This is a genomic window from Natrarchaeobaculum aegyptiacum (assembly GCF_002156705.1).
Classification (GTDB): Archaea; Halobacteriota; Halobacteria; order Halobacteriales; family Natrialbaceae; genus Natrarchaeobaculum; species Natrarchaeobaculum aegyptiacum.
This window is the reverse complement of record NZ_CP019893.1, coordinates 494,585-519,015: the sequence shown is the minus strand read 5'-3', so window position 1 is coordinate 519,015 and position 24,431 is coordinate 494,585. Positions and strand designations below refer to the sequence as shown.

Sequence of the window (24,431 nt, the reverse complement as noted above, 5' to 3'; positions counted from 1 at the left end):
CCAATCATGACACGACAGACCGACACGCAACGTACTGACTTCACGATCGACGCCGACTGGAACGGACTGTTCGTCGACGGCGAGTGGTACCGACCGAATGACCGAGAGTCGATTCCTATCTACTCCCCCACATCACGGGAACGCGTCTCCCAGGTGCCGGCTGGAACCGTCGGCGACGTCGACGCGGCCTTCGAGGCAGCGGCGGCAGCTCAGGAGACGTGGGGGGAGGCCCTCCCGCAGGAACGGGGTGAGTACGTCCGGCACGTACAGGAACTCATCGAGGAGCACCACGACGAACTGACCGAACTACTGGCAATCGAATCCGGCAGCGCCCGGCCGAAGGCATCCCGTGAGTTTACTTCGACGGGGGAGATGCTGGACGACGTCGTCACCTATCCCTTCCGAATGACCGGCGGACACAGCCAGTCGAAAATCAGCGGCAAGGAGAATATCGTCAAACGTGAGCCCGTCGGCGTCGTCAGCGTCATCTCGCCGTGGAATTTTCCGTTCCAACTCTCGCTTCGCGCGGTGGCACCGGCAATCGCGCTAGGCAACACTGTGGTGCTCAAGCCGGCGACTGAAACGCCGATCACCGGTGGTCTCCTGATCGCGCGCCTCTTCGAAGCGGCCGGCCTCCCGGACGGCGTGTTGAACGTCGTCCCGGGACACGGGTCCGAGATCGGCGACCGGGTCGCAGGCCATCCCGAGATGGACGCCGTCGCGTTCACTGGGTCGACCGAGGTCGGCCAGCGGGTCGCAGAAAACGCCGCGCGACAACTTGCCATTCCCGCGATGGAACTCGGTGGGAACAACCCACACGTCGTCCTCGAGGACGCGGACATCGAGCGTGCCGTCGACGCCGGAATCTTCGGCTCGTTCATGCACCAGGGACAGATCTGCATCTCGATCAACCGACACCTCGTCCACGAATCGATCTACGACGAGTACGTCACCCAGTTCGTCGACCGGGCGGCGTCGCTCCCGGTGGGCGATCCGCTCGACGAGGAGACCATCGTCGGCCCGATCATCAACGAGGACGAACGTGACACGGTCCTCGAGTATGTGGAACGCTCGGTCGAGCAAGGAGCCACCGTCGAACTGGGAGGGTCTGGAGACGGGCTGTTCGTCGAACCGACCGTCCTCTCGGGAATGACCAACGACATGGCTGCGGCGTGTAACGAGCACTTCGGACCGGTTGCCCCGATCGTTCCATTCGCGGACGACGAGGAGGCTGTCGAACTCGCGAACGCGACCGAGTACGGCCTCGCCGCGTCGGTCCACTCGAGAGAGATTCGACGGGCGCGGACTGTCGCCGACGCGATCGACGCTGGCATGGTGCACATCAACGACCAGCCGATCAACAACGAGCCCCACGTTCCGTTCGGCGGAATGAAAGCTTCGGGAATGGGCCGATACAATAGCGAGTGGATCATCGACGAGTTCACGGAGCCGAAGTGGACATCGATCCAGCACGAACCGCGGGAGTATCCGTTCTAACTCCCGCTATCAGTCGTCACCAAAGCCTCCCGTTCGTGGCCAACGGAGACTGCGACTATCCGATGAGGCCCGTCGTCCGGTGCTGCCTACTGCTACTCCACCGAGTCGTTCACCGATCGTTTCGTCCGGCCGAACAATAGCTCCCCGTGTTCGAGACCCTCGACGAGTTCCTCGGGGAGTTCGAACTCACGGAGTCGCTCCTGCGCCACCTCTTTTGGGTACTCGACGCGGTGGAGTTCAACCTGCCCGGTTTCCACGTCGAGTACCGCGTACGCTGCCCGCCAGTCGCCGTCGCGAGGCAATCCAACGCTTCCGGGGTTGACGACGACTCCCTCGTCGAACTCCGCTTTCGCCTGCATGTGCGTGTGCCCGAGCACGAGGACGGACTCGTCACCGGGGAGGTCGGCATCGAATTCCTCCGGGTACGTGTAGGTGTTTGGTTTATTCGGTGCTCCGTGGACGACTTTCACGCATCCGTCGTACCGTTCGAGCTCGAGCGGAAGAGACTCGAGGTAAGACAGTTCGCTCTTCTCGAGCCGATCGGTCGTCCAGAGAGCGACCGATTTCGGGATACGATGGAAGTTGTCGTGGAACTCACCGAGGACTGCCCGATCGTGGTTTCCCTGGATCGACGTTACGTCGTGGGCGTGAAACGTCTCGATGACCGCGCTGGGATGTGTGCCGTAGCCAACCACGTCACCAGCGTGGAGGATCTCGTCGACGGAAGGCATATCCGCGAGTACAGCGTCGAGTGCTGGTTTGTTCGCGTGTACGTCGCTGATGAGACCGACTTTCATACCAGCCTTTCAGCGTGTATTGCAATCAATCTTCGTAATTCTGCCGAACCTTGGGCCAGAATGCTGGCTCTAAAGGGTACAATATGCTCTTAATTGCCCCTCATATATTACAAAGTAATCTAACTACCGGTGGTTTTAAATACCTGTGGTGAGGTGACTATTCACATGGGTACGGATCAGGACGTGACAGCTACACCCGAGGACGACGATTCGCCGAGCGAGATCCGCGAGCGGTTTCCATTCGCCGGTGAGCTAGAGTTACCTGACGAACTTCAGGGCTGGGAGGAGATGTACCCGGAGTACTTCCAGTTCGAGTTGACCGAAGAACGAACCGAGTACGAGCGCGGTCGATTCTGGTTCTGGGACAAGAAAGACACGACGGAGCCGCTCATGCCGTGGGACATGACGATCAGCGCTCAGGCGTGGCAGATCGCGATGGCCCAGAACACCAGCCGCGTGTTCGCGATTCCACCGTCTATGTCCGTCGACATTCGGGTGATAGCCGGCTACGCCTATTTCACTGGTATCAACGTCGAAGACGAGGACCTCCTGAACGAGCGCGCGGAACTGTTTACGGAACGGAGCGACTACTACTACGAAAACTACGACGCACTGTACAACGGTACCTGGCTGCCAGAAGTAAAACGCATCGGCGAGGAGATCGACGATCTCGAGGTACCACCGGAGCTCCCCGAGTACACACCCGAAGAAGCCGTCATCGAAGGGAAAGGACAGAGCCAGGATACGTTGACGGTACTTCGAAATTACAATCGGCTGACCGAACTCGCACTCGAGGGGTGGCAACGACACTTCGAGTTTCTCTACCTCGCGTATCTCGCGTACATGCAGTTTACCGAGACGAGCCGCGAACTTTTCCCGGACATCTCCGACGACGCCATCGGCAAAATGGTTTCTGCGGTCGAAGCTGACGTGTTCCGCCCGGACCAAGAGCTCAACGCGCTTGCGGAGGAGGCCCTCGAACTCGGTGGTTCCGTCCCCGAGATTCTCAAGTCCGATCGTGATCCGGACGAGAAGATAAAGCAGCTCCGGGCTGACGGGAAGGGTCAGGAGTTCATGAGCCTGTTCGATGAGGTGAAAGACCCCTGGTTCTACATGACCTACGGAGACGGGTTCCACAGTTACGAGGGATCCTGGATCGAAGATCTGGAGGCACCGTTCGATCACCTGCGATCGAAAATCGAGCGACTCGAGGATGGTGAGTCGCTGGGGCGTGACTTCGAGGAACTCCAGTCGGAACGGGAAGCCGTCGTCGACGAATATCGTCAGTACCTGAGTGCCGAAGAACGCCAGCTGTTCGACGACGCCTACGAGACGTGTATGACTGTCTACGAGTACGCGGAGAACCACCAGTTCTGGATCGAAAACTGGCTCCACACGATAGTCTTCCGGAAGATGCGGGAGTTCGGTCGATTGCTCGAAAACGAAGAACTCCTCGACGACGCCGAAGACGTCTTCCTGTTTACTCGGTTCGAGGTGGCAGAGCTGCTCGAAGAGGCGTGTTCGACCTGGGCACTCGGGAAGGGAGCATTCGTCTCGGGTCGGTGGAAAGATCGCGCCACCAAACGCCGCGGCATCTTCGAGGCAGCCAAGCAGTGGGACCCGTCTCCGGCACTCGGTGAACCACCCGAGGAAGTCACCGACCCGCTGATGCAGATGCTCTGGGGGATCACGACCGAAAAGGTCGAAAACTGGCTAAACATCGAGTCAGAACCGACCGATACCGACACGCTCGAGGGCTTTGGCTCCTCCTCCGGCCGGGTCGAAGGGCCGGCTCGGGTGGTCGACAACACCACGGCGATCGACGAACTAGAAGAAGGTGAGATCCTCGTTGCTCCGCTAACGAATCCAGCGTGGGCACCGGTCTTTCCCCGTGCTGAAGGTGCCGTAACGGACGACGGCGGTATCACGAGTCACGCGGCGATCGTCTGTCGTGAGTACGGACTGCCCGCCGTGACGGGGACGGGACACGCGACCAAACTCATCGAAACCGGTGACCGCGTCCGCGTCGACGGTCAAGCGGGCGTCGTCGAAATCGTCGAGAAGGCCTCGAAACCAGAATAACCCTGTGTCGCGAAGACCGAAACGTTACACCACACCATGATTGAATCGCCGTACACGGTCGATTTCGCTGCAGATTGCTGTAACAACGAACAGATCGCACTCGTCGGTGGGAAAAACGCCTCACTCGGTGAACTGATGGACGCCGGCGAGGACGTTCAGGTGCCGCCGGGCTTCGCGGTGACGACTACGTTCTACGAAACCTTCCTCGAGGAACGATCGATCGACGCCTACATCACCGATCGACTCGCAACCGTCGATTTCGACGACGACAACGCGGTTGCCGACGCGAGTGAGGATATCAGAAGTCACATCGAGGACGAACCCTTGCCCACGAATCTGATTGACGAACTCGAGGGGGGATGGGAACGGCTCGAGCAACGGACTGGTGACGATCTTCGCGTCGCCGTTCGATCATCGGCGACGGCAGAAGACCTGCCAGACGCAAGTTTCGCGGGCCAACAGGATACATTTCTCAACGTCAGGGACTTCGAGGAAGTCACCCTGAGAACAAAAGAGTGCATGTCGAGTCTGTTCACGCCGAGAGCAATCACGTATCGCGAACAACATGGGTTCGATCACGACGACGTACTGATCAGCGTTGGGATTCAGAAGATGGTCGATGCGCGGAGTTCGGGTGTGATGTTTACCCTGAACCCGGCCAACGGCGATCGCTCGAAGGTCCGGATCGAGTCGAACTGGGGCCTCGGTGAGGCGGTGGTTAGCGGGACTGTGACACCCGACAGTTTCCTGGTCGACAAGCCAGTGTTCAAGATCGTCGATCGGTCGATCCAGTCGAAAGACGAGATGACGATTTCGACAGGCGACGGGACAGCAGAAGTGACCGTCAGCGACGACCGACGGGACGTCCCGTCAGTCACTGCCGACGAGATAATCCAGCTGACCATCATCGCAAAGAAGATCGAACAATACTACGGGGAGCCACAGGACATCGAGTGGGCAATCGAAGAGACCGGCGACGGAAAAGAGTTCTACGTGCTTCAGAGCCGCCCCGAGACGTCGTGGAACGACGAGGTCGACGAGACGTCGACGTCGGCAAGTTCGAACCCTACTCTCTCGAACGACAGCGCCGCAGAACAGATCCTCGATCGACTGTAATCTACTCCGCGGTGTCGTCGGTCGTCTCGAGGTCGCCCCGTCGTTCCAAGTACGTTCGCCCCTCGTCGGTTTCCGAGAGCATATCGTCGAAAATCTTGGCATCCGTCTTGAATTTATGGAGATTGTGAATCGCCGTCGTTTCGAACTCATCGATGACCTGTCCGTGGCGTTCGAAAAACGACGTTACCCAGTCGTCCATCTGAGCAGTAGACCTGAACTGGGTGATCAGCTGCCAACGGTACTTGCTATCAGCGTTGAAGAACATCAATACGTGCGGGTCGCTAGTGAGTGTTTCGTGACAGGCCCGCCAGTGCTCGTCGAAGTTCGGGTAGTGAAAACCGATTCGAAAGAGGTAGTGCTGGAAGAGTGACCGCCTCGGGACGACAGTTCGCCGAAACAGGTCATCGTCTTCCATCTCTCGTAAGAGTGTATTGACGTGGTTGTGTGAAAGCGAGATACCATACTCTTCGTAGAGAATATCGCTCAGCTCACGGCTCGAGGCGGTCGGATTTGCGATTCGTGCCTGAAGCAACGCAATGTCACGCGGACCGACGTCGCTCAACGTGTCCTCGGGCATGGTCCTGTAAGAACCTTTTTCCGACACGGATAAAAGCACTGCGGGCTGTCGAACCCGTGACAGTAACGGAACCAGCGCCGATTATTCCGCTGGCGGTCTCGGGAGTCAGTGACTATAGTAGCCACTGCACGTCAGTACACACCTGATCGCCAGACTGATCGGCGATCAGTGTGTGAATCGTTGCAGTTGTTACTATAGTATGGTAGTATCCACTAACCGGTTTCAGGTGAGCAACGGTATCCACACGCCCTGTCGGACGAGTTATAAACTTCAGTTGGCCACCCAGCGCCGCTGGTCGTCGAACGTCCAACAATCGGGCACCATGCCAGCGAGGTCGGTTGGTGGTGGGCGATCGAACCGTTCCGAGAGACCGTCAGCCGTAAATACACCGTCTGAGACTGTACCGGTATGGACGGCCGAGCCGTTGCCCCTGCAGCCGGATCGATCCTCACCGCGTTCGCGACCGGAATCGGTTCGGCGTTCGCCGTCGACCTCGAGACGACGGCGACGGTCGAACTCACGAGCGACGGTGCGTTCGTCGGGGAGATCGACGACCGCCCCGGTGAGGATACCAGTCTCATCGAGCGCTGCACCGAGTTGACCGTCAGCCGGTACGCCGAGGACGCCGGTCTCGAGGCCGAGGACGTCGGCGCACGCGTCGTGACCGAGAGCGACATTCCGATGGCAGCCGGGCTGACCAGCTCGAGCGCCGCGGCCAACGCGACGGTTCTCGCGACCCTCGACGCGCTCGAGATCGCCGACGCGGTCGACCGGGTCGACGCCTGTCGCCTCGGCGTCACGGCCGCACGCGACGTCGGCGTGACCACGACCGGGGCGTTCGACGACGCCAGCGCGAGCATGCTCGGCGGCGTCACGATCACCGACAACGGCAGCGACGAACTCCTCCAGCGCGAGGAAGTCGACTGGCACGCTCTGATCTACACGCCACCGGAACGGGCCTACAGCGGCGAGACCGACATGGACGCCTGCCGGCGGATCGCCCCGATGGCCGAACTGGTCGAAGAACTCGCCCTCGACAGTCGTTACGGCGAAGCGATGACCGTCAACGGCTTCGCCTACTGCGCCGCCCTCGGGTTCTCGACGGAACCGATGCTCGAGGTGATGCCTGACGTCGCCGGCGTGACGCTGTCGGGTTCCGGCCCGAGTTACGTCGCCGTCGACGAGCGGGCGACGCTCGAGGCGGTACGCGATCGGTGGGACGACCGCGACGGGACGACGCGACTGGTGGCAACGAGGACCGACGGAACGAACACGGCCTAACTGAGATGGAGCTATGACACAGGAACAATCGACAGACGGCGGATCGACGGACGACCGGGAACCCGGGGAGATGAGCCTCGAGGAACTGCGCGAGGAGATCAGGTCGATCGACCGCGAAATCGTCGAGTTGATCGCCCAGCGAACGTACGTCGCCGACGCGATCGCTCAGGTGAAAGCCGACGAGGGACTGCCGACGACCGACGAGCAGCAAGAACAGCAGGTCATGGAGCGGGCAGCAGACAACGCCGCGCGGTTCGACGTCGACGAGAGTCGCGTCAAAGCGGTCTTCCGGGAGCTAATCGAGTTGAACAAGGAGTACCAGCGGGAGAATCGCTAGCAAACAACACTAATTTCGCGGATCTACTACTGTTTCTCCTCGCCAATAGCTTCAGCGTTCAGACGCCGAAACACCTACAGTAACACGTAGGTAATACAGACGTATGTCCGAAGCGGCCACAAACGACGGCGACGACGAGATCGTCACGGTAAACTTCAAAGTCACACGGTCGTTTCTCAACGAGATCGAAGACACGTGGCAAGGACGAGGATTCAACAGTCGGAGCGAATTTATTCGGTATACCTTACGTGATGCCGTTGAACACCCTGCGTTCGACCGTGATGAACTCGTTGCGCTCCTCAAAGCTGAAGAGGACGTTCGTGAAGAACGGACGATGAGCGCCGAAGAAGCACGCGAACGATTCGGCACTAGCGACACGAATGAGTGACGACGGGTGGGCGTGGGAACTTGCATCGAAAGCACAGGACGACCTCGCTGCGCTCAACCCAACTGAGCAACAGCGCATCATCGACAAACTCGACGAAATCGTCGATTCTCCGTGGCGAGACCCACCGGACTATGGCGAACCGCTCCAGAACAGTCCACGCCGTAAAGTGCGTATCGGTGAGTTCCGCCTCGCGGTCACGTTCGATCAAGACGAGTACCGAATGGTTGTTGCTCGAATCAAACGTCGTGGAGGCGCGTATACCGCTGACGACGACTGAGTGAACCGCCTCGGGGTCAAGCCCCGAGGCTTCTTCCCGTGGTTTAATCAGATACTCCCACTTGACCATCGGCCTGATAGCCTCGAACGGTCGGGTGGGTCACGGTCGGGCTGTCCACAAGCCCCGATGCCTGCCGTCGCACCTTCCGAACAACGGGAAGGCTGTTGAGAGCAGGCACATTCCAATCCATATACTTCTCGATGCCTTTCACGGCGATGTTGACGCTTGCACCACGGTCGCTGTGGTCTTGATGACCACAGTCCTTACATTTGAATCGCTTCTTCCGCCGATTCGCCCGTTCAGCGTGCCCACACAACGGGCACCGCTGGCTCGTCTTGTACGGATCAATCGAATCTGAGGGGATTCCCTCGAACGACGCCTTGTACGACGTATAGAACTGGAGGGCGCGGAACGGGAGGTGGTGCAAGCGTCGGTTCATCCGCGTGCCGTAGTCGATACTGTCGCGCATCTCTTTGAGGTCTTCAAAGACGATGCACGGCTTCTCGAACTGACGGCTCCACTCCACGATATGACGGCTCACTTTGTGGAGTCGGTCGCGGACGAACCGTTCCTCACGACCTTCCAGCGTGTCGTGTATGCTGTCCTTCCCCACATTCTGAACGCGCTTCCGCATCGTGAAATAGCGGTGGCGCTCGAACTTGATTTCGGGGAAGTCGATAACCAACGTATCCTCGACGCCATCCTCGGAGAGTGCAGTGAGGGCCACGTTGTCCTCGTTCACATCGACACCGATAACCGTCTGAGAGTCCTGCCTGTCTCGAACAATACGTTCGGTGTTGCGAATATTGACGTGAAGTTCAGGTTCTCCCTCGCGCCACAGGGCTTCACTGGTCGTGACTTTCCACTCGTCGCTCGTCAGTGCGTTCTTGAGCACATCAAGGTGGGCGTCACTACCTTTGAGGATGCCTTTGACGTGGTTGTAGGGTTTCGCGCTGATGCGAAACGCCACTTCACCATCATCAGTGAGCGACAGGTTGTAGCCTTCTTCGTAGTTGGCTCGAAGTGGGTACGCGCCATCTTTGGTGTGGCTGGGAATGTTGTAGTCGTCGTAGTCGTAGTAATTCTCCATCGCTTCCAACGCTTTGGCGACGATGCGTTGAGTCGTGTTCTTGATGAGGTCGGCCTCGTCTTCGAGGCGAGGAGAAATATCGTCCCAGTCCACGCCTTCTTTGGCGAGGCGGATGGTTTCGTTGTACACCCAGCGGGCTTCGAGGGTGGCGTCTTTGAGCAGACTCTCGTTGTCACTCTGGATGTCGAGTTGGAAGTCCAGCGTTTTCACGAGAGACGCCCCAGTCATTTGATTCGAACGTCGATTATTTCCCCAATTTCGTGCGTCGGAGGGTCATACTGGATATGAAATCCTGAGTTATACGACCTCTCAAGGCACTTTTCTGTTCGTTCGACGTTTACCGTGACGGTGGGGAGTCCATCCCACGGCGGAAGCACGTCTTCCTCACGACCGTCTTCGATTGCCTGTTCTGCTTCCTCTCTGGTGAGTTCAGAGAACTCATCTAACCACCATTGTCGTGATGCGTTAACATCAACTACACAGTATTCAGGCGTCCTGTCAACTGGTTCAGTGTATACAACCGAAGGGTCAATTCCTACACGGTCAAGTTCCTCCATATCGATTTTGGCGAAGCACATGAGCGTCTCGCCTGCGTCTTCGACACTGGCATTCCAGATGGTCGCGTTTAGCGTTGCCTTGGGTAGCGTCTCGCTGCGATAGGATGACCCATTGTATTTCGACGTAGGGGCGGACATCTGGTCATTGAATCGGAACACCACATCACGCTCTTCTGCGTCACAGAGTGTTCGAACGAGTGATTCGGTTCGTGCAGAACCGTTAGTTTCACCATTCATTCTTCGTCTTGTTCGGTGGGTTCTGAGGTACGAACGACTTTCACGTCCGCGCCACGCCAGCGTTTTGGGACGGTGACGTGGGCGCTGTTCCCGAACGGTTTGACCTCTCCGTCGAGAACTTCTTCGCCGTCGATTTCAAAGCGATTCGCCATACTTGTGTATATCCCTTGGATATACTTATGTATATCGGTGTGGTGTGTCCAATATGGGGGAGAAACGGTCAAATCACACGGTGTATAACGTCAACTATCACTTCGTGTGGTGTCCGAAGTACCGCCACGTGATACTGGAGTCAATCGAGGATTCGTTGGACGAGTGTTTCCAGAAAGTATGCGATGAGTACGGTTATGACCTACAATCGTTGCATATCTCTCCTGACCACGTACACGTGTTCCTGTCCGCGCATCCGAAACACGCGCCGAGCAGGATTGTACGGACGATTAAGAGCATCACAGCGCGAGAGATGTGGGGGCAACACGAACCGTTTCTGGAACAGTATTTGTGGGGTGGTGGATTCTGGGAGCAGTCATACTATGTCGGGACGGCAGGCACAGTGTCGAGCGAGACGATTGAACAGTATATTGAGCGAACGGAACACGTTTAGCGGAGCTTACGGCCTTCACCCTCGGGGTCAAGCCCCGAGGCACTCGGCCTGTCTTTCCTGTAGATATACCAGAAACCGGTAAAGTAGGCGAAATCTGTAACATCAGTCTAAGATCTGAACAAGGAGTACCAGCGGGAGAATCGCTAGCTTACTCGAGGCCGAGACTCAATTTCAGCGCGTCGTCGATACGCTTCACTGTCTCCGGGTCGAGACACCCAACTACGGAGTGAATCCGCTGTTCGATAGAAACGACACGAATCTGGTCGAGACGGATCGAGGAATCCTTCTCGAACGGCGACTCCGCGGCTTCGACGAGGACCTCGAACGGATATCCGCGGTACGTTCCAGTCACGGGTGCAACGATAGTTGTACTTGCATTGCTGTTCCCCACGTCGTTCTGAACGACTACGGCAGGCCGGGTTTTCTTCATTTCGTGCCCTTCTGCAGGATCGAACCGAACGATAACGACATCGCCGCGGCGAATTGCCACGTCCTCGCTCATTTATTCAGCCCGCTCCATGCCTCGTCCGACGCGTCGTCCCACTCCTCTGTGAGATCTTCTGCACTCTCAGACGCTTCGCGATATGCGGCAGCCAGTTCGTCCTCGTCTGGACGGTCTGCTTCCACTTCGACGACTGCGACGGTTACACGTTTGTTCGCATACTCCGTCCCGAGATAGATTCGGCCGCGATCGTCGGTCTCGTTGGTCTGGAGTTCCCGTACATCTACTTTCGTCATGTTCCCAACTAGATTCTGCTCTCGAATAAGTGTTGCCCACTATTACCCACTGCAGTGTTCACTGAACTGGACAAACGGCGCATCCTGATCTGGCGGTTACTCGAGCACGCTCGAGCAGTCCCCGAGCCAGAGAAGATAGGTTTTACCTGCCCTCGTGCGAAGGCCCGCGCATGGCTATCTCGAGCGCTCCCGGGAAGGTCTATCTGTTCGGGGAGCACGCGGTGGTATACGGCGAGCCGGCGGTGCCGTGTGCGATCGAGCGGCGGGCACGGGTCGAGGTTAGCCGTCGCGAGGACGGCAAACTCAGCGTTCACTCCGACGATCTCACGCTGGACGGCTTTACCGTCGAGTACGGCGTGAGCCCTGACGAGCGACCGGACATCGACGTCTCGGAGTCACTCGTCACGGCGGCAATGGGGTACGTCGACGGTGCGATCGAACAGGTCCGGGACGTGACCGGAAACGACGACGTCGGCTTCGACGTCACGATCGACAGCGACATTCCGCTGGGGGCAGGGTTGGGTTCCTCCGCGGCGGTCGTCGTCGCGGCGATCGACGCGGCGACGCGCGAACTCGGGACCACGCTTTCGACCGAGGAACTCGCCGACCGCGCCTACCGGACGGAACACGAGGTTCAGGACGGGCAGGCGTCGCGAGCCGACACGTTCTGCTCGGCGACCGGCGGCGCGGTCCGCGTCGAGGGTGAGGACTGTCGATCGATCGAGGCACCCGACCTGCCGATCGTGATCGGGTTCGACGGGGGTGCCGGTGACACCGGCCAGCTGGTCGCCGGCGTCAGGAACCTGCGCGAGGAGTACGACTTCGCGGCCGATACGGTCGCGGCGATCGGCGACGTCGTCAGGAACGGCGAAGAGGCCCTCTCGGCGGGTGATCTCGAGGAGATCGGCCGGCTGATGAACTTCAACCACGGGCTGTTGTCTGCGCTCGGCGTCTCCTCACGGTCGCTCGATACGATGGTCTGGGCGGCCCGTGACGCCGGGGCGATGGGGGCGAAACTGACGGGCGCGGGTGGCGGCGGCTGTATCGTCGCTCTCGATCCGACGCCCGAAACCGAGACGGCGCTGTCGTTCACGCCGGGCTGTGAGGACGCCTTCCGCGCCGCGCTCACCGAGGAAGGGGTGAAACGGATCGAATGATCGTCCTGAAACTCGGCGGCAGCGCGATCACCGACAAGTCCCGTCCCGAGACGCTGGACGGACCGGCCCTCGAGCGCGCGAGCGACGCCATCGCGGCGGCACTCGACGGTGACGGCGTCGAGAATGGCCTCGTGATCGTCCACGGTGGTGGCAGCTTCGGTCACCACCACGCGAGCGAACACGGGCTGACTCGAACCAGCGGAAGCCGCGACGTGACGGCGGCGATGGACGTCCACCGGGCGATGAAGACGCTGAACGCGTTCGTCCTCGAGCGACTGCTCGAGCGGGACGTGCCGGCCGTGCCGGTGCACCCGTTCTCGACGGCCCACCGTGAGGAGGGCGGCGATCTGGTACTCCCGACCGGACAGGTCGCGACGATCGTCGCGGAGGGATTCGTCCCCGTGCTCCACGGCGACGTCGTCTCCCACGCTGGCGAGGGCGTGACGATCGTCAGCGGCGACGAACTGGTCGCAGGTCTCGCCCGCGACCTCGAGGCGGACGCGGTCGGCCTCTGTTCGACCGTCCCCGGCGTTCTCGACGATGACGACGCGGTGATCGGCTACATCTCGAGTTACGACGACGTCGAACCGGTCCTCGGCGCGAGCGACGCGACCGACGTGACCGGCGGGATGGCCGCGAAGGTGCGCGCGCTCCTCGACCTCGAGTCGCCGGCGACCATCTTCGGACTCGACGACCTCGAGGCGTTCCTCGCTGGCGACCAGCCGGGGACGACGATCGACGGCGCGTCGGCCGTCGACTGAACTGGTCCGTGTGACCGAGACCGGCCGTCGGAGAATCGGGAAGTGTTTGACGGTCCGGGCGAATCTCCTCGCACATGTACTCGAGGCGACGGATGCTCCGAACGGGTGCTGCAGTGGGACTGGTGGGCGTCGCCGGGTGTGCCGCCCCCCGAAGTCGAGACCGGGCCGATTCCGGTGGGCCGACCTACCGCGAGTGGGTCCCTGCACCGACGGACGACGAGTCGATCGGCGCGGACGCCGTTCGATACGTCGACGTGCCGCGAGCGCTCGAGCGCGGCGACACGTTGCGGGTCACCCTGGCAGCCACCGCGTTCGAGTTCTGGGGCCTCGGTGACTGGTTCGGTCACGACGTCGAGGCCCTCGAGGGGATGCTCGTCTACGGCGGCAGCCCGCCGACGCTGACATTCCTCGGCGAGTTCGACACCTCGAGCGCTGCAGATGCGCTGGGTGACTCGGGATACGAGCCCCTCGCGACGGGCGAGGAGTGGGAGGCATTCGTCCGAGAGGACCAGCCACGAGTCGTCGGGGTCACGCCCTCGGCAATCGTCCAGGCGGAACTACCGGGACGATCCGACGAGGCCGTCGTCGACGGCCTCGAACGGGTCGAGCGCGTACTCGCAGTCGGTGCCGGCGAACGCGACCGGCGCTACGATGTCGAAGACGGATTCGCCCGGTTGACCGACCAGCTGGGACGGGGGATCCAGACGACGCTCCCACGAGCGCCACTCGAGTGGTTCCCCGAGGGGAGTACCTGGGGGACGGCCGCCGACGCGACCGACGACGGTTACGCCCGCCGCGCGGCGGTCGTTCTCCCCGACGGACACGCTGGCGAGGAGTTCGCAGACGACCTCGCGGCCTCCCTCGAGGAGGCCTGGCAGGGAGAAGCGACGGTCACGACGGGCGATGACGCGCTCGAGGGCGTCGTCACCGGTGAGGACGACCCTGTTGGCGACGTGGAGACTGCCGTCCCGCCGCGGGTGTCCATCGGGTTCGAGTACGACGCCGACGAGCAGGTCGCGACCGTAACCCATCGTGCGGGCGATCCAGTCGACAGTTCTCGGCTCCGACTCAGCGTCGACGGGGAGACGAGTATCGACCTCGGTCTCGAGACGGACACGCTCGAGCCGGGCAACCAGTTCATCGTCGGCAACCTCCCCGACGACGTCGTCCTGTCGTTCCAGTACCATCTCGAAAGCGGGATCGTCGCGACGCTCGGGACGTTCGCGGGATCGGGGGCATAACGACAGCACGGAACAGCAACCGATCGTCGAGGTCAATCGAACAGGAGTCGCTCGACGATCGGTCGCAGGAACGTTCCCCGGCGACTCTCTTTCGAGTGGACGAGCATGACCGGCTGTTCGATCGCAGCGGCGATCCGGTCGCTGCGCTGTTCGACGATCAGGTCCGGCAGGCGACGGTGGGTCATCGTACTGAGCATCACGACGTCGGCGGACTCGAGTTCCGCCGACAGGGCTGCGACGTCGTCGCCTCGAACGATCGTCGACTCGACGGGGACCGAACAGAGCGCGTCGAGTTCGTCGTGGTAGTCCTCGATGGTCTCGACGAACTCCTCGCCCGAACTCTCGGGAACCGCGAAGATGAACCGAACCCGTGCGCCGACGACGTCGGCCATCGCGTCGGCGAGTTCGACCTTGAGCGGGTCGTTGAACGGGCTCTGGTCGGTGACGATGGCGATCTCGTCGATCATCGCGCGCCGTTCGTGCTGGACGAAGACGACGTCACACGGAGCGTGTTCTAGGATCCAGTCGCTGTCCCGACCGAGCAGGGTGTCGAGTCGGCTGGTCGCTTTCTGCCGGGCGAGGATCAGGTCGGCCCCGGTCCGGTCGGCGAAGTTGACGACCGCGTGACGGGTGTCGTGACTGACGATCTCGCCGACCTCGACGGGGGCCTCCAGATACTGGACGAGTTCGTCGGTCCGGTTCTCGAACTCGACGTCGGCCTCGGTCAGTTCCGCGGCCGCGGTGTCGAGCGGGATCTGATCCGGCACTTCCTCGAAGCGAACGATCCGGATGTGGCCGCCGCGTTTGTTGACGATCGGTGCGGCCATCTGGATCAGTGCGTCTTCCTGCTCGCGCGTGAGGTCCTGCCGGATCGGGATCAGGATCTCGTATTCGTCGCTTCGGTCGAGCTGGTCTTCGGTCTCCTGAACGTACTGTTTCCCGGTCTGCCTGCGGGCGAGGTCCTTGGCGACGCCCTCGCGATCGACCCGTTTCGAGGCGTACAGGCGAAACCAGATGAACCCGAGGATCACGATGGCGACAGAGCCGGCGATTTCGCGGGTTTCCATCTGTGTGATGATGAAGATACCAGAGACGATGCCGAACAGCTGGACCCACGGATAGCCGGGCGTGTGGAAGTCCGGATCGTACCACTCGAGGTCGCGTTCCCGGAAGGCGATCAGGGCACCACAGACGAGGATGTAGACGAGGATCTGGAACGCGCCGGCCATCTTCGCGATTTCGTCGACCTCCTGGGTGGCGACGATGAAGATGATGATCGCACCGGTCGAGAGGATCGCGATCGTCGGCGTGTTGAACCGCGGGTGGATGTACTCGAACTTCTTCAGGAAGAGGTCGTCGCGGCTGAGCGCGAGCGGGTACCGCGAGGCGGTCAGGATGCCGGCGTTCGCGGTACTCACGAGCGCGAGGACGGCCGCGAGGATGATACCGGCGACGGCGAGCGTGCCGACGGGAACGCCACCGAGGACGGCATCACCGAACAGCAGTTCCGTCGCGAGGGCCATCGGCTCTTCCGAGTCGGCCAGGTCCTCGGCTTCCATCACGCCGACGAGGACGAACACGAGCAGTGCGTACAGAAATGCCGTGACGATGAGCGAGACGAGCAGCCCGAGTGGGAGGTTTCGGCCGGGGTTTTCGATCTCTTCTGCGACCGCCGCGACCTTCGTCACGCCCGCGTAGGAGACGAGCACGAGCGCGGTCGCCGTGAGCACGCCGTCGATTCCCTCGTCGAAGAACGGATCGTAGTTCGCACCGTCGACCTGTACGATGGTGACGGCGACGAAGACGCCGAGGATCACGAGCATGACGATAACCATCACGAGCTGGATGCCGCCAGTCTGTTTGACGCCGATGAGGTTGATCGCGATGAAGATCAGTGCGAAGGTGATGCCGAGTGCGCGAACACCGGGAATTGCGATGGTCGCCTCGAGAAACGGAACGGCGAGATCCCAGGTCGGGAGCGTGTATATGAAATTGATGTAGAACATGCCGCCGTAGAGCGCGAGTGAACCTTTGAGCATCAGCATGAGCCAGGTACCGAGCCCGGCGATCGTTCCGAACGAGGGGCCGAGCCCCCGTTCGATGAAGATGTAGTCGCCGCCGGCCTCGGGCATCGCGGTCCCCAGTTCGGCGATCGACAGCGCCGCGGGGATCACGAGGACCGCCGCGATGACGAACGCGAGGATCACCGCTGGCCCCGCCTCGGCCATCGCGATGCCGGGGAGGATGAAGATGCCGCTCCCGATCATCGCACCCATACTGATCGCGATCACCGCAAAAAGCCCCAGGTCGCGCTCGAGATCCTTCGCCATCACCAGCCCATTTCGAACGGAAGTTAAGAAAGCTTCGCATTTCGGAACCGAGTGTGATCTTTCCACAAAGGTAATTTAAAATAACCCAGAAAAAATCTGTAGAAGTGGTCGATCGGACAGGGTAGTCCTCGAGACACGTGGTATCTGTGGTTCGGTGCGCTACGGTGACAGTGTGACGACCGAGAAAGCGGCAAAACGAGCGTCCAGCTTCTCGACGACGGGTTCCAACGGCGGTCCGATCACCACCGGTTCGACCGACGGGCTAACCCACTGAGTTTTTAACACCTGGGCGTGTAGAGACGATTAGCGAAACCCGCGGGCAAGTGCGTTCGGGGTCGAGACCGTCTCGGACGGCCGATTCGCCTCGACTCGGTGCCGAACGCATAGCGGGATAGAGTGGCCGACGCGCTGTAAGACGCCGGGGCCGCACGACCGGGAGTCCGCGGACCGTTTCGATGAGAGTCACGCACACGGCTTTCAGTACAACGAACCATGGAGATTGAAATTGCAACCATCGGCGGTTACGAAGAAGTTGGACGGCAGATGACTGCCGTCCGCGCCGGGAACGACGTCGTCATCTTCGACATGGGTCTGAACCTCTCGCAGGTTCTCATCCACGACAACGTCGAGACCGAGCGAATGCACAGCCTCGACCTGATCGACATGGGCGCGATCCCCGACGACCGGGTCATGTCCGACCTCGAGGGCGACGTGCAGGCGATCGTCCCGACCCACGGTCACCTGGATCACATCGGTGCCATCTCGAAACTGGCCCACCGGTACAACGCACCCATCGTCGCGACGCCCTTTACCATCGAACTCGTCAAACAGCAGATCGAGGGTGAACAGAAGTTCGGCGTCGAAAACGATCTGATCAAGATGGACGCCGGCGACTCGATGACCATCGGCGACCACGGCGTCGAACTCGAGTTCGTCAACGTTACCCACTCGATCATCGACGCGATCAACCCCGTCCTCCACACGCCCGAGGGTGCCATCGTCTACGGACTGGACAAGCGCATGGACCACTCACCAGTGCTCGGCGACCCGATCGACATGAAGCGGTTCCGTGAGATCGGTCGCGAGGACGAAGGCGTGCTGTGTTACATCGAGGACTGTACCAATGCGAACAAGAAAGGCCGCACCCCAAGTGAGCGCGTCGCGCGCGAACACCTCCGGGACGTCCTCTACAGCATGGAAGACTACGACGGCGGGATCGTCGCCACGACGTTCTCGAGTCACATCTCGCGTGTGACCAGCCTCGTCGAATTCGCCGAAGACATCGGCCGTCAGCCCGTCTTGCTCGGCCGATCGATGGAGAAGTACTCCGGCACCGCAGAGCGACTGGACTTCGTCGACTTCCCCTCTGACCTCGGGATGTTCGGTCACCGCAAGTCCGTCGACCGCACGTTCAAGCGGATCATGAACGAGGGCAAAGAGGACTACCTGCCCGTCGTCACCGGCCACCAGGGCGAACCGCGTGCGATGCTCACCCGCATGGCCCGCGGCGAGACGCCGTACGAACTGGACGACGGCGACAAGGTCGTCTTCTCCGCTCGCGTCATCCCGGAGCCGACCAACGAGGGCCAGCGCTACCAGGCCGAGAAACTGCTCTCCATGCAGGGTGCCCGCGTCTACGACGACATCCACGTCTCCGGCCACCTCAACCAGGAGGGTCACTACGAGATGTTAGACGCACTCCAGCCCCAGCACGTCATCCCCGCTCACCAGGACCTGAAGGGACTGTCGGGCTACGTCAACCTCTGTGAGAGCGAGGGCTACAAGATGGACCGCGACGTCCACGTCTCGCGAAACGGCAACCTCATCCAGCTCGTCGACTGACATGACGACGACAGAGGCACGTGAAGAAGTCGTCCTCGAGGCCGTCCGGCAGCGTCGCGAGCACGTCAACGACGCGATCCCCGAGGAACTCCCGATCGACGAGCCGACGCGACTCTACGAGGCGTCCCGGTACCTGCTCGACGCCGGCGGAAAACGACTGCGACCGACGGTCCTGCTTTCGGTCGCCGAATCACTCGCCGACGTCGACCCGCTCTCGACCGACTACCGGTCGTTTCCCACACTCGCCGCCGGCGACGCCGACCGGGCCGGTCCAGAGACGATCGACCTCATGGGTGCCGCAGTGAGCGTCGAGGTCATCCAGTCGTTCACGCTGATCCACGACGACATCATGGACGACGACGACCTCCGCCGTGGAGTCCCCGCGGTGCATCGCGAATACGACGTCGAGACCGCGATCCTGGCCGGCGACACGCTCTACTCGAAGGCCTTCGAGATCATGCTCGAGGTCGGCGCGACGCCGGATCGAACCGTCGAAGCGCTCGACGTCCTCGCTCACACCTGCACGCAGATCTGTGAGGGGCAGGCCCGCGACGTCGAGTTCGAAGCCCGAGACGACGTCCTTCCCGAGGAGTACCTCGAGATGGTCGAACAGAAGACGGCCGTCCTCTTCGCGGCGTCGGCCTCGCTGCCGGCCGTGCTCATGGGCGCAGACCGGGAGACGATCGACCAGCTCTACGGCTACGGCCTCGACGTCGGCCGGGCGTTCCAGATCCAGGACGACGTCCTCGATCTGACCGTTCCGAGCGACAAACTCGGGAAACAGCGCGGGAGCGACCTCGTCGAGAACAAACAGACGCTGATCACCGTCCACGCGCGCGAGCGTGGCGTCGACGTCGCCGACCTCGTCGACACCGACGACGTCGAGGCAGTGACCGAAGCCGAGATCGACGACGCCGTCGCAGCACTCGAGGAGTCGGGCTCGATCGAGTACGCGAACCAGAAAGCACGTGACCTCGTCGAACAGGGCAAAGACAGACTCGAGGTCCTGCCCGACAACGAGGCCCGTACCCTGCTGATCGAACTCGCCGATTACCTGATCGAACGCGGGTACTAGACCGACCCCGTCCGATCCATTCTCTGCAGGCGGTCACTGGAGACACAGCCTCGAGGCGCTGGTGACGACTGAACAGGATGTCAGAAACCACTTTGTCCGATGGGTTCGACCACTCTCTATGAACCCGGGAGTTCTCCTGATCTACGAGTTACTCCATCCAGTGGTACTTCTGCTCGCTCTCACGGCACTGTTTGCGGTCGGCTCGATCGGACTCGTTGTCTTCGTTTTCCTCGCCAGTCGCACCGACGAAGACGAACTCCTGGCGAGTGAGGACTCGTGGTAGGGCGGGGACGAGAACGCTCGCCTTTCGTTCTCAGTGTCGATATCACTATATCCCGGGACCGAAATCGGTGGGTATGACTCCGCTATTCGTTCCCGGGGCTCCCGGTGGGCCGGAACTGTTGATCATCCTGTTTTTGCTGGCGCTCCTGTTCGCGATCGGTGTGGCCGTCATCGGACTCGCTGCGCTCGTCCTGATCGTCAGTCGCAGCGGCGACCAGTAGCGTCCGCTGGCGAGGCGGGCGACGCGGTTCCCTGCCACGCAGGTCTGTGCAACTGAGTACGGACTGGCGAGTCGACACCGCGGAGGTTTTGGTCCGGGCAGGCCAATCGCTGCCCAATGGACGACGATCTACGCGAGCGCGTCGAGCGCGAAGCCGAGAAGCACGCGCTGTTGAACGCCGTCAAACACGAGAGCGACGCCGACGTGGGTGCTATCATGGGTCCCCTGATGGGTGAGAACGCCGACTTCCGGGAATACGGTAACGAAATTCCGGGGGTCATCGGCGGAGTCATCGGTCAGGTCAACGATCTATCCTACGAGGAAAAGCGCGAGCGACTCGAGGATCTCGCACCGGAGGAACTGGCCGAACTCGAGGCCGAAGACGAAGAAGACGAACACGACCTGCCCGACCTCCCCAGCGCCGACGAGTACGACGAGATTCGAATGCGCTGTGCGCCGAACCCGAACGGCCCGTGGCACGTCGGTCACGCCCGGATGCCCGCGGTCATCGGCACCTACCGCGACCGCTACGACGGCTGGTTCTGTGTCCGCTTCGACGACACCGATCCCGAGACAAAGCGCCCGGATCTCGAGGCCTACGACGCCATCATCGAGGACCTCGACTATCTGGGATTCGAGCCAGACGACGTCTTCCGGGCGAGTGATCGACTCGAGACCTACTACGACCACGCTCGCGAACTGATCGAACTCGGCGGGGCCTACACCTGCTCGTGTTCGGGCGAGGAGTTCTCGGAACTGAAGAACTCGGGTGAACCCTGTCCGCACCGCGACAAGGACGTCGAGACCGTCCTCGAGGAGTTCGAGGCGATGGTCGACGGCGAGTACGAGAGCGGCGAGATGGTTCTGCGCGTAAAGACGGACATCGAGCACAAGAACCCCGCCCTGCGCGACTGGGTCGCGTTCCGGATGATCGACACGCCCCACCCGCGCGAGGAGGCGAGCGAATACCGCTGCTGGCCGATGCTCGACTTCCAGTCCGGCGTCGACGATCACCTGGTCGGCATCACCCACATCATTCGCGGAATCGACCTCCAGGACTCGGCCAAACGCCAGCAGTTCGTCTACGACTACTTCGACTGGGAGTACCCCGAGGTGGTCCACTGGGGCCACGTCCAGATCGACGCCTACGACGTGAAGATGAGTACCTCGAGAATCGGTGAGTTGATCGATGGTGGCGACCTCGACGGCTGGGACGACCCGCGCGCGCCGACGCTCCAGAGCCTTCGCCGACGGGGCATCCGGGGCGAGGCCATCGTCGACGCGATGGTCGGCCTCGGCACCTCGACGACCGACGTCGACCTCGCGATGAGCACCGTCTACGCCAACAACCGCGAGTTGATCGACGACGAGACCGACCGCCGGTTCCTCGTCCGCGACGGTACCGAACTCCCCCTCGGCGGCAGCCCACCCGGGGAGGCCAACCCGCCGTTGCATCCCAACCACGAGGACCGTGGCGTCCGTGAGATTCCCGTCGGCGACGCGGTCTTGCTCGAGTCAGCGGACCTTCCCGGCCGAGAGGAACGGATCTGGCTCAAGGGACTGGGCTGTTTCCAGTACACGCGCGACGTGCTCCAGTACACCGGCGAGGACATCGACGTCGTCCGCGAGGGTGACGTCGACGTCGTCCACTGGGTGCCGGTCGACGAGAGCGTCCCCGTTCGCATGCGAACCATGGATGGCGACGTGACCGGGCGCGCCGAACCCGGAGTCGCGAACCTCGAGCCCGACGAACTGGTCCAGTTCGAACGCGTCGGCTTCGCCAGGATCGACGCCCACGACGGCGACGAAACCGTCGTCTACTACACCCACCCGTAGCGACAGATCGCAGATCGCCGGTCACTCGAGGAGTTCGTCCGCCCGGTCTGGCAGCGGGTCCGCGACGATCCCGTCTCGGCGGCCGAGAACGCGGGCGTGAGGTGCACAGACCAGCCGGTTCTCCGCCCACGGGATGTGAAGTTCGACGGCTGCCGGGCGGTCGCAGTCTGGTTCCGAACAGTCCACAGGAATGTTACCACGAACCATAGCATGAGCGTTGCGGTCGCCGACAGTTCGGCGGGCCGGTCCCGTTTCCCCACGGCGACTGCTTACAGGACGTAGACGGCAACGAGGAAGCCGAGTAAAATCGAGAGGGTCAACAGCACCTGCACCGCCGTGGAGGCGAGCGTCCCGACGGTCGACCAGAGGGCCGTCCGGGCGCTGTGTTCGAGGTCGCCGTTACGGACGAACTCGAGTACGAGCACGGTCCCGAAGAGGCCGACGAGCAGTCCGGCTGGCCCGGTGACGAGCATGAGGACGATTCCGACGACGGTCGCGGCTGCGGTCGTCGTCCACGACCCTCCGCTGGCGCGAGTTGCGGCGGGACTTCCGAAGAGCTCGATCACGAGCGTGAGGACGGCGAGGGAGACGAGGACGACGAGAGCCACGGTGCCGGGTTCGTCGAATCCCGACCGCCACCAGTACAGCAGCAGGCCGGTGAGCGAGAACGCACCGCCGGGGACGAGTGGGATCAGCGTCGCGAGGACGCCACCGACGAGCAGGACGAGCGCCACGACTGCGACGGGGTCGACCATGCACGAACGAAGGGTCGGCTGGCTCAAAGACGTACCGAGTCCGTCGTTCGCGACGCGACCGGACCGGGCACCTCGACTCGTCGGGCCCGTCCAGTCTCCGCCCCACCCGGGTGAAACTGTCACTGGGGATTCAAGCCGTTCGGTCACGTAGGACCCGTACTCGTATGTCCCGTGCGGCAGCCCTCGCGTCCGCCCTCGAGACGGTCGCGTCGCTCGTCATCGTCTGTCACGACAACCCGGACCCGGACTGTCTCGCGAGCGCGATCGCCCTCGAGACGATCGCCCGGGACCAGGGCGTCGACGACGTGACGATCGGGTACGGCGGCGAACTCTCCCACCAGCAAAACCGAGCGTTCGTCACGATGCTCGACATCGACCTCGAGCACGTCGACGCCGTCGACGTCGACGATTACGACTGCGTCGCCTTCGTCGACCACAGCCGGCCCGGAACGACGACGCAGCTCGACGCCACCGTCGAACCGGACGTCGTCGTCGATCACCACCCCGACGGCCCGGTCGACGCGACGTTCGTCGACGTTCGACCGGACGTCGGCGCGACCGCGACGCTCCTCGTCGAGTACCTCGTCGACCTCGAGACCGACGTCACCGAACGACTCGCCTCGGCGCTGCTCTTTGCGCTCCACCGCGAGCGACTCGATTACGTCAGAGGACCCACCCGCCGCGAGTACGAGGCCGCACTCGAGGTCTACCCGGCGGCCGATCTCGAGGTTCTCGACCAGCTATACGGCAGCGCGTTCACGCCGGGCACCCTCGACGCGATCGGGCGCGCGATCGACACCCGGGAACGTCGCGGCTCCTCGCTGGCGGCGAGCGTCGGCGTTACGAGCGAGACCGACGCACTCCCGCAGGCCGCTGATTACCTCCTCAACCTCGAGGGGGTCGACACCGTTCTCGTCTACGGAATCGTCGACGACGCGATTCGATTGAGCGGCCGGTCGTACGACCCCCGCGTTCACATCGGCCGGACGCTCGAGGACGCCTACGGTGAACTTGGCCCGGCAGGGGGCCACCACGACATGGCCGGTGGTCACATCGAACTCGGGCTGTTCGCCGACGACGCCGACGACGACGCGGCGCTCCTCGAGTTCGTCAGGACGCGACTGACCAACCGGTTTTTCGACGCGCTGAACCTCGAGGAAGAGTCCTGACATGCTCCCCGAGCTGAAGCGCGAGGTTTTGGGCCTGCACATTACACAATCAGATATTTCGCCCGCGGTTTTGGCTCCGCCGTGTCGACGCGAGTGGACGAACGGGTCGGTCGGCGCTACCGTTGATTCCCGGCTGACTCAGCAGAAGTCGAGGGGGCGGACTCGTGGGATTATTTCACACCCGG

The 24,431-nt window shown here is 61.8% G+C and carries 26 protein-coding genes and 1 pseudogene; 17 read left to right on the top strand and 10 right to left on the bottom strand.

Going from position 1 to position 24,431, the window contains the following annotated elements; translation table 11 throughout:
- Positions 1 to 6: 6 nt before the first annotated feature.
- Positions 7 to 1,497, top strand: a complete 1,491-nt coding sequence (locus tag B1756_RS02600; RefSeq protein ID WP_086887140.1) for an aldehyde dehydrogenase family protein — start codon at positions 7 to 9, stop codon at positions 1,495 to 1,497.
- Between the two features lie 92 nt (positions 1,498 to 1,589).
- Here B1756_RS02600 and B1756_RS02595 read toward each other — a convergent pair whose 3' ends face one another.
- Entirely contained in the window at positions 1,590 to 2,294 is a 705-nt protein-coding gene (locus B1756_RS02595) for a metallophosphoesterase family protein (RefSeq protein ID WP_086887139.1), read from the bottom strand.
- Positions 2,295 to 2,459: 165 nt separating this feature from the next.
- Between B1756_RS02595 and B1756_RS02590 the strand changes: the two genes are divergently transcribed.
- Both B1756_RS02590 and B1756_RS02585 read left to right on the top strand, forming a co-directional pair.
- Complete coding sequence (locus B1756_RS02590; protein ID WP_086887138.1) at positions 2,460 to 4,376, top strand: PEP-utilizing enzyme; 1,917 nt, start codon at positions 2,460 to 2,462, stop codon at positions 4,374 to 4,376.
- A gap of 36 nt (positions 4,377 to 4,412) precedes the next feature.
- Positions 4,413 to 5,492, top strand: a complete 1,080-nt coding sequence (locus B1756_RS02585) for a PEP/pyruvate-binding domain-containing protein (protein ID WP_086887137.1) — start codon at positions 4,413 to 4,415, stop codon at positions 5,490 to 5,492.
- A 1-nt stretch (position 5,493) separates the two neighbouring features.
- Here B1756_RS02585 and B1756_RS02580 read toward each other — a convergent pair whose 3' ends face one another.
- Positions 5,494 to 6,069 (bottom strand): hypothetical protein, encoded by a 576-nt coding sequence (locus B1756_RS02580; RefSeq protein WP_086887136.1) that lies wholly within the window; start codon positions 6,067 to 6,069, stop codon positions 5,494 to 5,496.
- A 408-nt stretch (positions 6,070 to 6,477) separates the two neighbouring features.
- Between B1756_RS02580 and B1756_RS02575 the strand changes: the two genes are divergently transcribed.
- The 4 genes from B1756_RS02575 to B1756_RS02560 all read left to right on the top strand — a co-directional run bounded on the left by B1756_RS02575 (position 6,478) and on the right by B1756_RS02560 (position 8,352).
- Positions 6,478 to 7,350: a shikimate kinase gene (locus tag B1756_RS02575; RefSeq protein WP_086887135.1), complete on the top strand. Its 873-nt coding sequence runs from the start codon at positions 6,478 to 6,480 to the stop codon at positions 7,348 to 7,350.
- Between the two features lie 13 nt (positions 7,351 to 7,363).
- On the top strand, positions 7,364 to 7,687 hold the full coding sequence (locus tag B1756_RS02570) for a chorismate mutase (RefSeq protein ID WP_086887134.1): 324 nt from the start codon (positions 7,364 to 7,366) through the stop codon (positions 7,685 to 7,687).
- A 103-nt stretch (positions 7,688 to 7,790) separates the two neighbouring features.
- Positions 7,791 to 8,075: a ribbon-helix-helix domain-containing protein gene (locus B1756_RS02565; protein ID WP_086887133.1), complete on the top strand. Its 285-nt coding sequence runs from the start codon at positions 7,791 to 7,793 to the stop codon at positions 8,073 to 8,075.
- A complete protein-coding gene (locus B1756_RS02560) occupies positions 8,068 to 8,352 on the top strand; it encodes a type II toxin-antitoxin system RelE family toxin (protein WP_086887132.1) in 285 nt (94 codons plus the stop codon). The genes B1756_RS02565 and B1756_RS02560 overlap by 8 nt, the downstream gene beginning before the upstream one ends.
- Before the next feature lie 43 nt (positions 8,353 to 8,395).
- Here B1756_RS02560 and B1756_RS02555 read toward each other — a convergent pair whose 3' ends face one another.
- From B1756_RS02555 to B1756_RS02545, 3 genes are all read right to left on the bottom strand, one after another.
- On the bottom strand, positions 8,396 to 9,670 hold the full coding sequence (locus tag B1756_RS02555) for an RNA-guided endonuclease TnpB family protein (RefSeq protein ID WP_086887131.1): 1,275 nt from the start codon (positions 9,668 to 9,670) through the stop codon (positions 8,396 to 8,398).
- Complete coding sequence (locus B1756_RS02550; RefSeq protein ID WP_152031251.1) at positions 9,667 to 10,137, bottom strand: hypothetical protein; 471 nt, start codon at positions 10,135 to 10,137, stop codon at positions 9,667 to 9,669. Before B1756_RS02550 ends, B1756_RS02555 begins: the two co-directional genes overlap by 4 nt.
- 95 nt (positions 10,138 to 10,232) lie before the next feature.
- Entirely contained in the window at positions 10,233 to 10,388 is a 156-nt protein-coding gene (locus B1756_RS02545) for a DUF2080 family transposase-associated protein (protein ID WP_007540613.1), read from the bottom strand.
- 53 nt (positions 10,389 to 10,441) lie between these two features.
- Here B1756_RS02545 and tnpA point away from each other — a divergent pair, with 53 nt between their 5' ends.
- Positions 10,442 to 10,840, top strand: coding sequence for an IS200/IS605 family transposase (tnpA, locus tag B1756_RS02540; protein ID WP_086887129.1), 399 nt, complete (start codon positions 10,442 to 10,444; stop codon positions 10,838 to 10,840).
- 148 nt (positions 10,841 to 10,988) lie between these two features.
- On the opposite strand, the gene B1756_RS02535 is transcribed toward tnpA, so the two are convergent.
- Positions 10,989 to 11,342, bottom strand: a complete 354-nt coding sequence (locus B1756_RS02535; RefSeq protein WP_086887128.1) for a type II toxin-antitoxin system PemK/MazF family toxin — start codon at positions 11,340 to 11,342, stop codon at positions 10,989 to 10,991.
- Positions 11,339 to 11,578 (bottom strand): hypothetical protein, encoded by a 240-nt coding sequence (locus B1756_RS02530; protein WP_086887127.1) that lies wholly within the window; start codon positions 11,576 to 11,578, stop codon positions 11,339 to 11,341. The genes B1756_RS02535 and B1756_RS02530 overlap by 4 nt, the downstream gene beginning before the upstream one ends.
- A gap of 170 nt (positions 11,579 to 11,748) precedes the next feature.
- Here B1756_RS02530 and mvk point away from each other — a divergent pair, with 170 nt between their 5' ends.
- The 3 genes from mvk (at position 11,749) to B1756_RS02515 (ending at position 14,737) form a co-directional block, all read left to right on the top strand.
- The gene (gene mvk / locus B1756_RS02525) at positions 11,749 to 12,735 is read left to right on the top strand and encodes a mevalonate kinase (RefSeq protein WP_086887126.1); all 987 of its coding nucleotides are present in this window, start codon (positions 11,749 to 11,751) and stop codon (positions 12,733 to 12,735) included.
- On the top strand, positions 12,732 to 13,496 hold the full coding sequence (locus B1756_RS02520) for an isopentenyl phosphate kinase (protein ID WP_086887125.1): 765 nt from the start codon (positions 12,732 to 12,734) through the stop codon (positions 13,494 to 13,496). The genes mvk and B1756_RS02520 overlap by 4 nt, the downstream gene beginning before the upstream one ends.
- Before the next feature lie 74 nt (positions 13,497 to 13,570).
- Positions 13,571 to 14,737 carry a hypothetical protein gene (locus B1756_RS02515; RefSeq protein WP_152031250.1) on the top strand — a complete coding sequence of 389 codons (1,167 nt, stop codon included), beginning with the start codon at positions 13,571 to 13,573 and terminating at the stop codon, positions 14,735 to 14,737.
- 32 nt (positions 14,738 to 14,769) lie between these two features.
- Here B1756_RS02515 and B1756_RS02510 read toward each other — a convergent pair whose 3' ends face one another.
- Positions 14,770 to 17,067 carry a universal stress protein gene (locus B1756_RS02510; RefSeq protein WP_086887123.1) on the bottom strand — a complete coding sequence of 766 codons (2,298 nt, stop codon included), beginning with the start codon at positions 17,065 to 17,067 and terminating at the stop codon, positions 14,770 to 14,772.
- Between the two features lie 492 nt (positions 17,068 to 17,559).
- Here B1756_RS02510 and B1756_RS02505 point away from each other — a divergent pair, with 492 nt between their 5' ends.
- From B1756_RS02505 to B1756_RS02495, 5 genes and pseudogenes are all read left to right on the top strand, one after another.
- Positions 17,560 to 18,909, top strand: a complete 1,350-nt coding sequence (locus B1756_RS02505; protein ID WP_086887122.1) for a ribonuclease J — start codon at positions 17,560 to 17,562, stop codon at positions 18,907 to 18,909.
- A gap of 1 nt (position 18,910) precedes the next feature.
- Complete coding sequence (gene idsA3 / locus B1756_RS02500) at positions 18,911 to 19,984, top strand: geranylfarnesyl diphosphate synthase (protein ID WP_086887121.1); 1,074 nt, start codon at positions 18,911 to 18,913, stop codon at positions 19,982 to 19,984.
- A 118-nt stretch (positions 19,985 to 20,102) separates the two neighbouring features.
- Positions 20,103 to 20,267: a hypothetical protein gene (locus B1756_RS19305; RefSeq protein ID WP_161493136.1), complete on the top strand. Its 165-nt coding sequence runs from the start codon at positions 20,103 to 20,105 to the stop codon at positions 20,265 to 20,267.
- A 73-nt stretch (positions 20,268 to 20,340) separates the two neighbouring features.
- Positions 20,341 to 20,418 (top strand): annotated as a pseudogene (locus tag B1756_RS18955) (twin-arginine translocase TatA/TatE family subunit); the annotation flags it as partial.
- 185 nt (positions 20,419 to 20,603) lie between these two features.
- Complete coding sequence (locus B1756_RS02495) at positions 20,604 to 22,322, top strand: glutamate--tRNA ligase (protein WP_086887120.1); 1,719 nt, start codon at positions 20,604 to 20,606, stop codon at positions 22,320 to 22,322.
- A 21-nt stretch (positions 22,323 to 22,343) separates the two neighbouring features.
- Here B1756_RS02495 and B1756_RS19525 read toward each other — a convergent pair whose 3' ends face one another.
- Together B1756_RS19525 and B1756_RS02490 are read right to left on the bottom strand one after the other, a co-directional pair.
- Positions 22,344 to 22,508 carry a DUF8014 family protein gene (locus tag B1756_RS19525; RefSeq protein ID WP_186336494.1) on the bottom strand — a complete coding sequence of 55 codons (165 nt, stop codon included), beginning with the start codon at positions 22,506 to 22,508 and terminating at the stop codon, positions 22,344 to 22,346.
- A gap of 83 nt (positions 22,509 to 22,591) precedes the next feature.
- Complete coding sequence (locus tag B1756_RS02490; protein ID WP_086887119.1) at positions 22,592 to 23,077, bottom strand: DUF456 domain-containing protein; 486 nt, start codon at positions 23,075 to 23,077, stop codon at positions 22,592 to 22,594.
- A 164-nt stretch (positions 23,078 to 23,241) separates the two neighbouring features.
- On the opposite strand from B1756_RS02490, the gene B1756_RS02485 reads away from it, so the two are divergent.
- Positions 23,242 to 24,246, top strand: a complete 1,005-nt coding sequence (locus B1756_RS02485) for a DHH family phosphoesterase (protein ID WP_086887118.1) — start codon at positions 23,242 to 23,244, stop codon at positions 24,244 to 24,246.
- Positions 24,247 to 24,431 lie beyond the last annotated feature (185 nt).

What these genes read in the sequence shown, in the direction of transcription:
- B1756_RS02600 (WP_086887140.1), top strand. Translation starts at nt 7, where the DNA reads ATGACACGACAGACCGACACGCAACGTACTGACTTCACGATCGACGCC.
- B1756_RS02595 (WP_086887139.1), bottom strand. Translation starts at nt 2,294, where the DNA reads ATGAAAGTCGGTCTCATCAGCGACGTACACGCGAACAAACCAGCACTC.
- B1756_RS02590 (WP_086887138.1), top strand. Translation starts at nt 2,460, where the DNA reads ATGGGTACGGATCAGGACGTGACAGCTACACCCGAGGACGACGATTCG.
- B1756_RS02585 (WP_086887137.1), top strand. Translation starts at nt 4,413, where the DNA reads ATGATTGAATCGCCGTACACGGTCGATTTCGCTGCAGATTGCTGTAAC.
- B1756_RS02580 (WP_086887136.1), bottom strand. Translation starts at nt 6,069, where the DNA reads ATGCCCGAGGACACGTTGAGCGACGTCGGTCCGCGTGACATTGCGTTG.
- B1756_RS02575 (WP_086887135.1), top strand. Translation starts at nt 6,478, where the DNA reads ATGGACGGCCGAGCCGTTGCCCCTGCAGCCGGATCGATCCTCACCGCG.
- B1756_RS02570 (WP_086887134.1), top strand. Translation starts at nt 7,364, where the DNA reads ATGACACAGGAACAATCGACAGACGGCGGATCGACGGACGACCGGGAA.
- B1756_RS02565 (WP_086887133.1), top strand. Translation starts at nt 7,791, where the DNA reads ATGTCCGAAGCGGCCACAAACGACGGCGACGACGAGATCGTCACGGTA.
- B1756_RS02560 (WP_086887132.1), top strand. Translation starts at nt 8,068, where the DNA reads ATGAGTGACGACGGGTGGGCGTGGGAACTTGCATCGAAAGCACAGGAC.
- B1756_RS02555 (WP_086887131.1), bottom strand. Translation starts at nt 9,670, where the DNA reads ATGACTGGGGCGTCTCTCGTGAAAACGCTGGACTTCCAACTCGACATC.
- B1756_RS02550 (WP_152031251.1), bottom strand. Translation starts at nt 10,137, where the DNA reads ATGTCCGCCCCTACGTCGAAATACAATGGGTCATCCTATCGCAGCGAG.
- B1756_RS02545 (WP_007540613.1), bottom strand. Translation starts at nt 10,388, where the DNA reads ATGGCGAATCGCTTTGAAATCGACGGCGAAGAAGTTCTCGACGGAGAG.
- tnpA (WP_086887129.1), top strand. Translation starts at nt 10,442, where the DNA reads ATGGGGGAGAAACGGTCAAATCACACGGTGTATAACGTCAACTATCAC.
- B1756_RS02535 (WP_086887128.1), bottom strand. Translation starts at nt 11,342, where the DNA reads ATGAGCGAGGACGTGGCAATTCGCCGCGGCGATGTCGTTATCGTTCGG.
- B1756_RS02530 (WP_086887127.1), bottom strand. Translation starts at nt 11,578, where the DNA reads ATGACGAAAGTAGATGTACGGGAACTCCAGACCAACGAGACCGACGAT.
- mvk (WP_086887126.1), top strand. Translation starts at nt 11,749, where the DNA reads ATGGCTATCTCGAGCGCTCCCGGGAAGGTCTATCTGTTCGGGGAGCAC.
- B1756_RS02520 (WP_086887125.1), top strand. Translation starts at nt 12,732, where the DNA reads ATGATCGTCCTGAAACTCGGCGGCAGCGCGATCACCGACAAGTCCCGT.
- B1756_RS02515 (WP_152031250.1), top strand. Translation starts at nt 13,571, where the DNA reads ATGTACTCGAGGCGACGGATGCTCCGAACGGGTGCTGCAGTGGGACTG.
- B1756_RS02510 (WP_086887123.1), bottom strand. Translation starts at nt 17,067, where the DNA reads ATGGCGAAGGATCTCGAGCGCGACCTGGGGCTTTTTGCGGTGATCGCG.
- B1756_RS02505 (WP_086887122.1), top strand. Translation starts at nt 17,560, where the DNA reads ATGGAGATTGAAATTGCAACCATCGGCGGTTACGAAGAAGTTGGACGG.
- idsA3 (WP_086887121.1), top strand. Translation starts at nt 18,911, where the DNA reads ATGACGACGACAGAGGCACGTGAAGAAGTCGTCCTCGAGGCCGTCCGG.
- B1756_RS19305 (WP_161493136.1), top strand. Translation starts at nt 20,103, where the DNA reads ATGAACCCGGGAGTTCTCCTGATCTACGAGTTACTCCATCCAGTGGTA.
- B1756_RS02495 (WP_086887120.1), top strand. Translation starts at nt 20,604, where the DNA reads ATGGACGACGATCTACGCGAGCGCGTCGAGCGCGAAGCCGAGAAGCAC.
- B1756_RS02490 (WP_086887119.1), bottom strand. Translation starts at nt 23,077, where the DNA reads ATGGTCGACCCCGTCGCAGTCGTGGCGCTCGTCCTGCTCGTCGGTGGC.
- B1756_RS02485 (WP_086887118.1), top strand. Translation starts at nt 23,242, where the DNA reads ATGTCCCGTGCGGCAGCCCTCGCGTCCGCCCTCGAGACGGTCGCGTCG.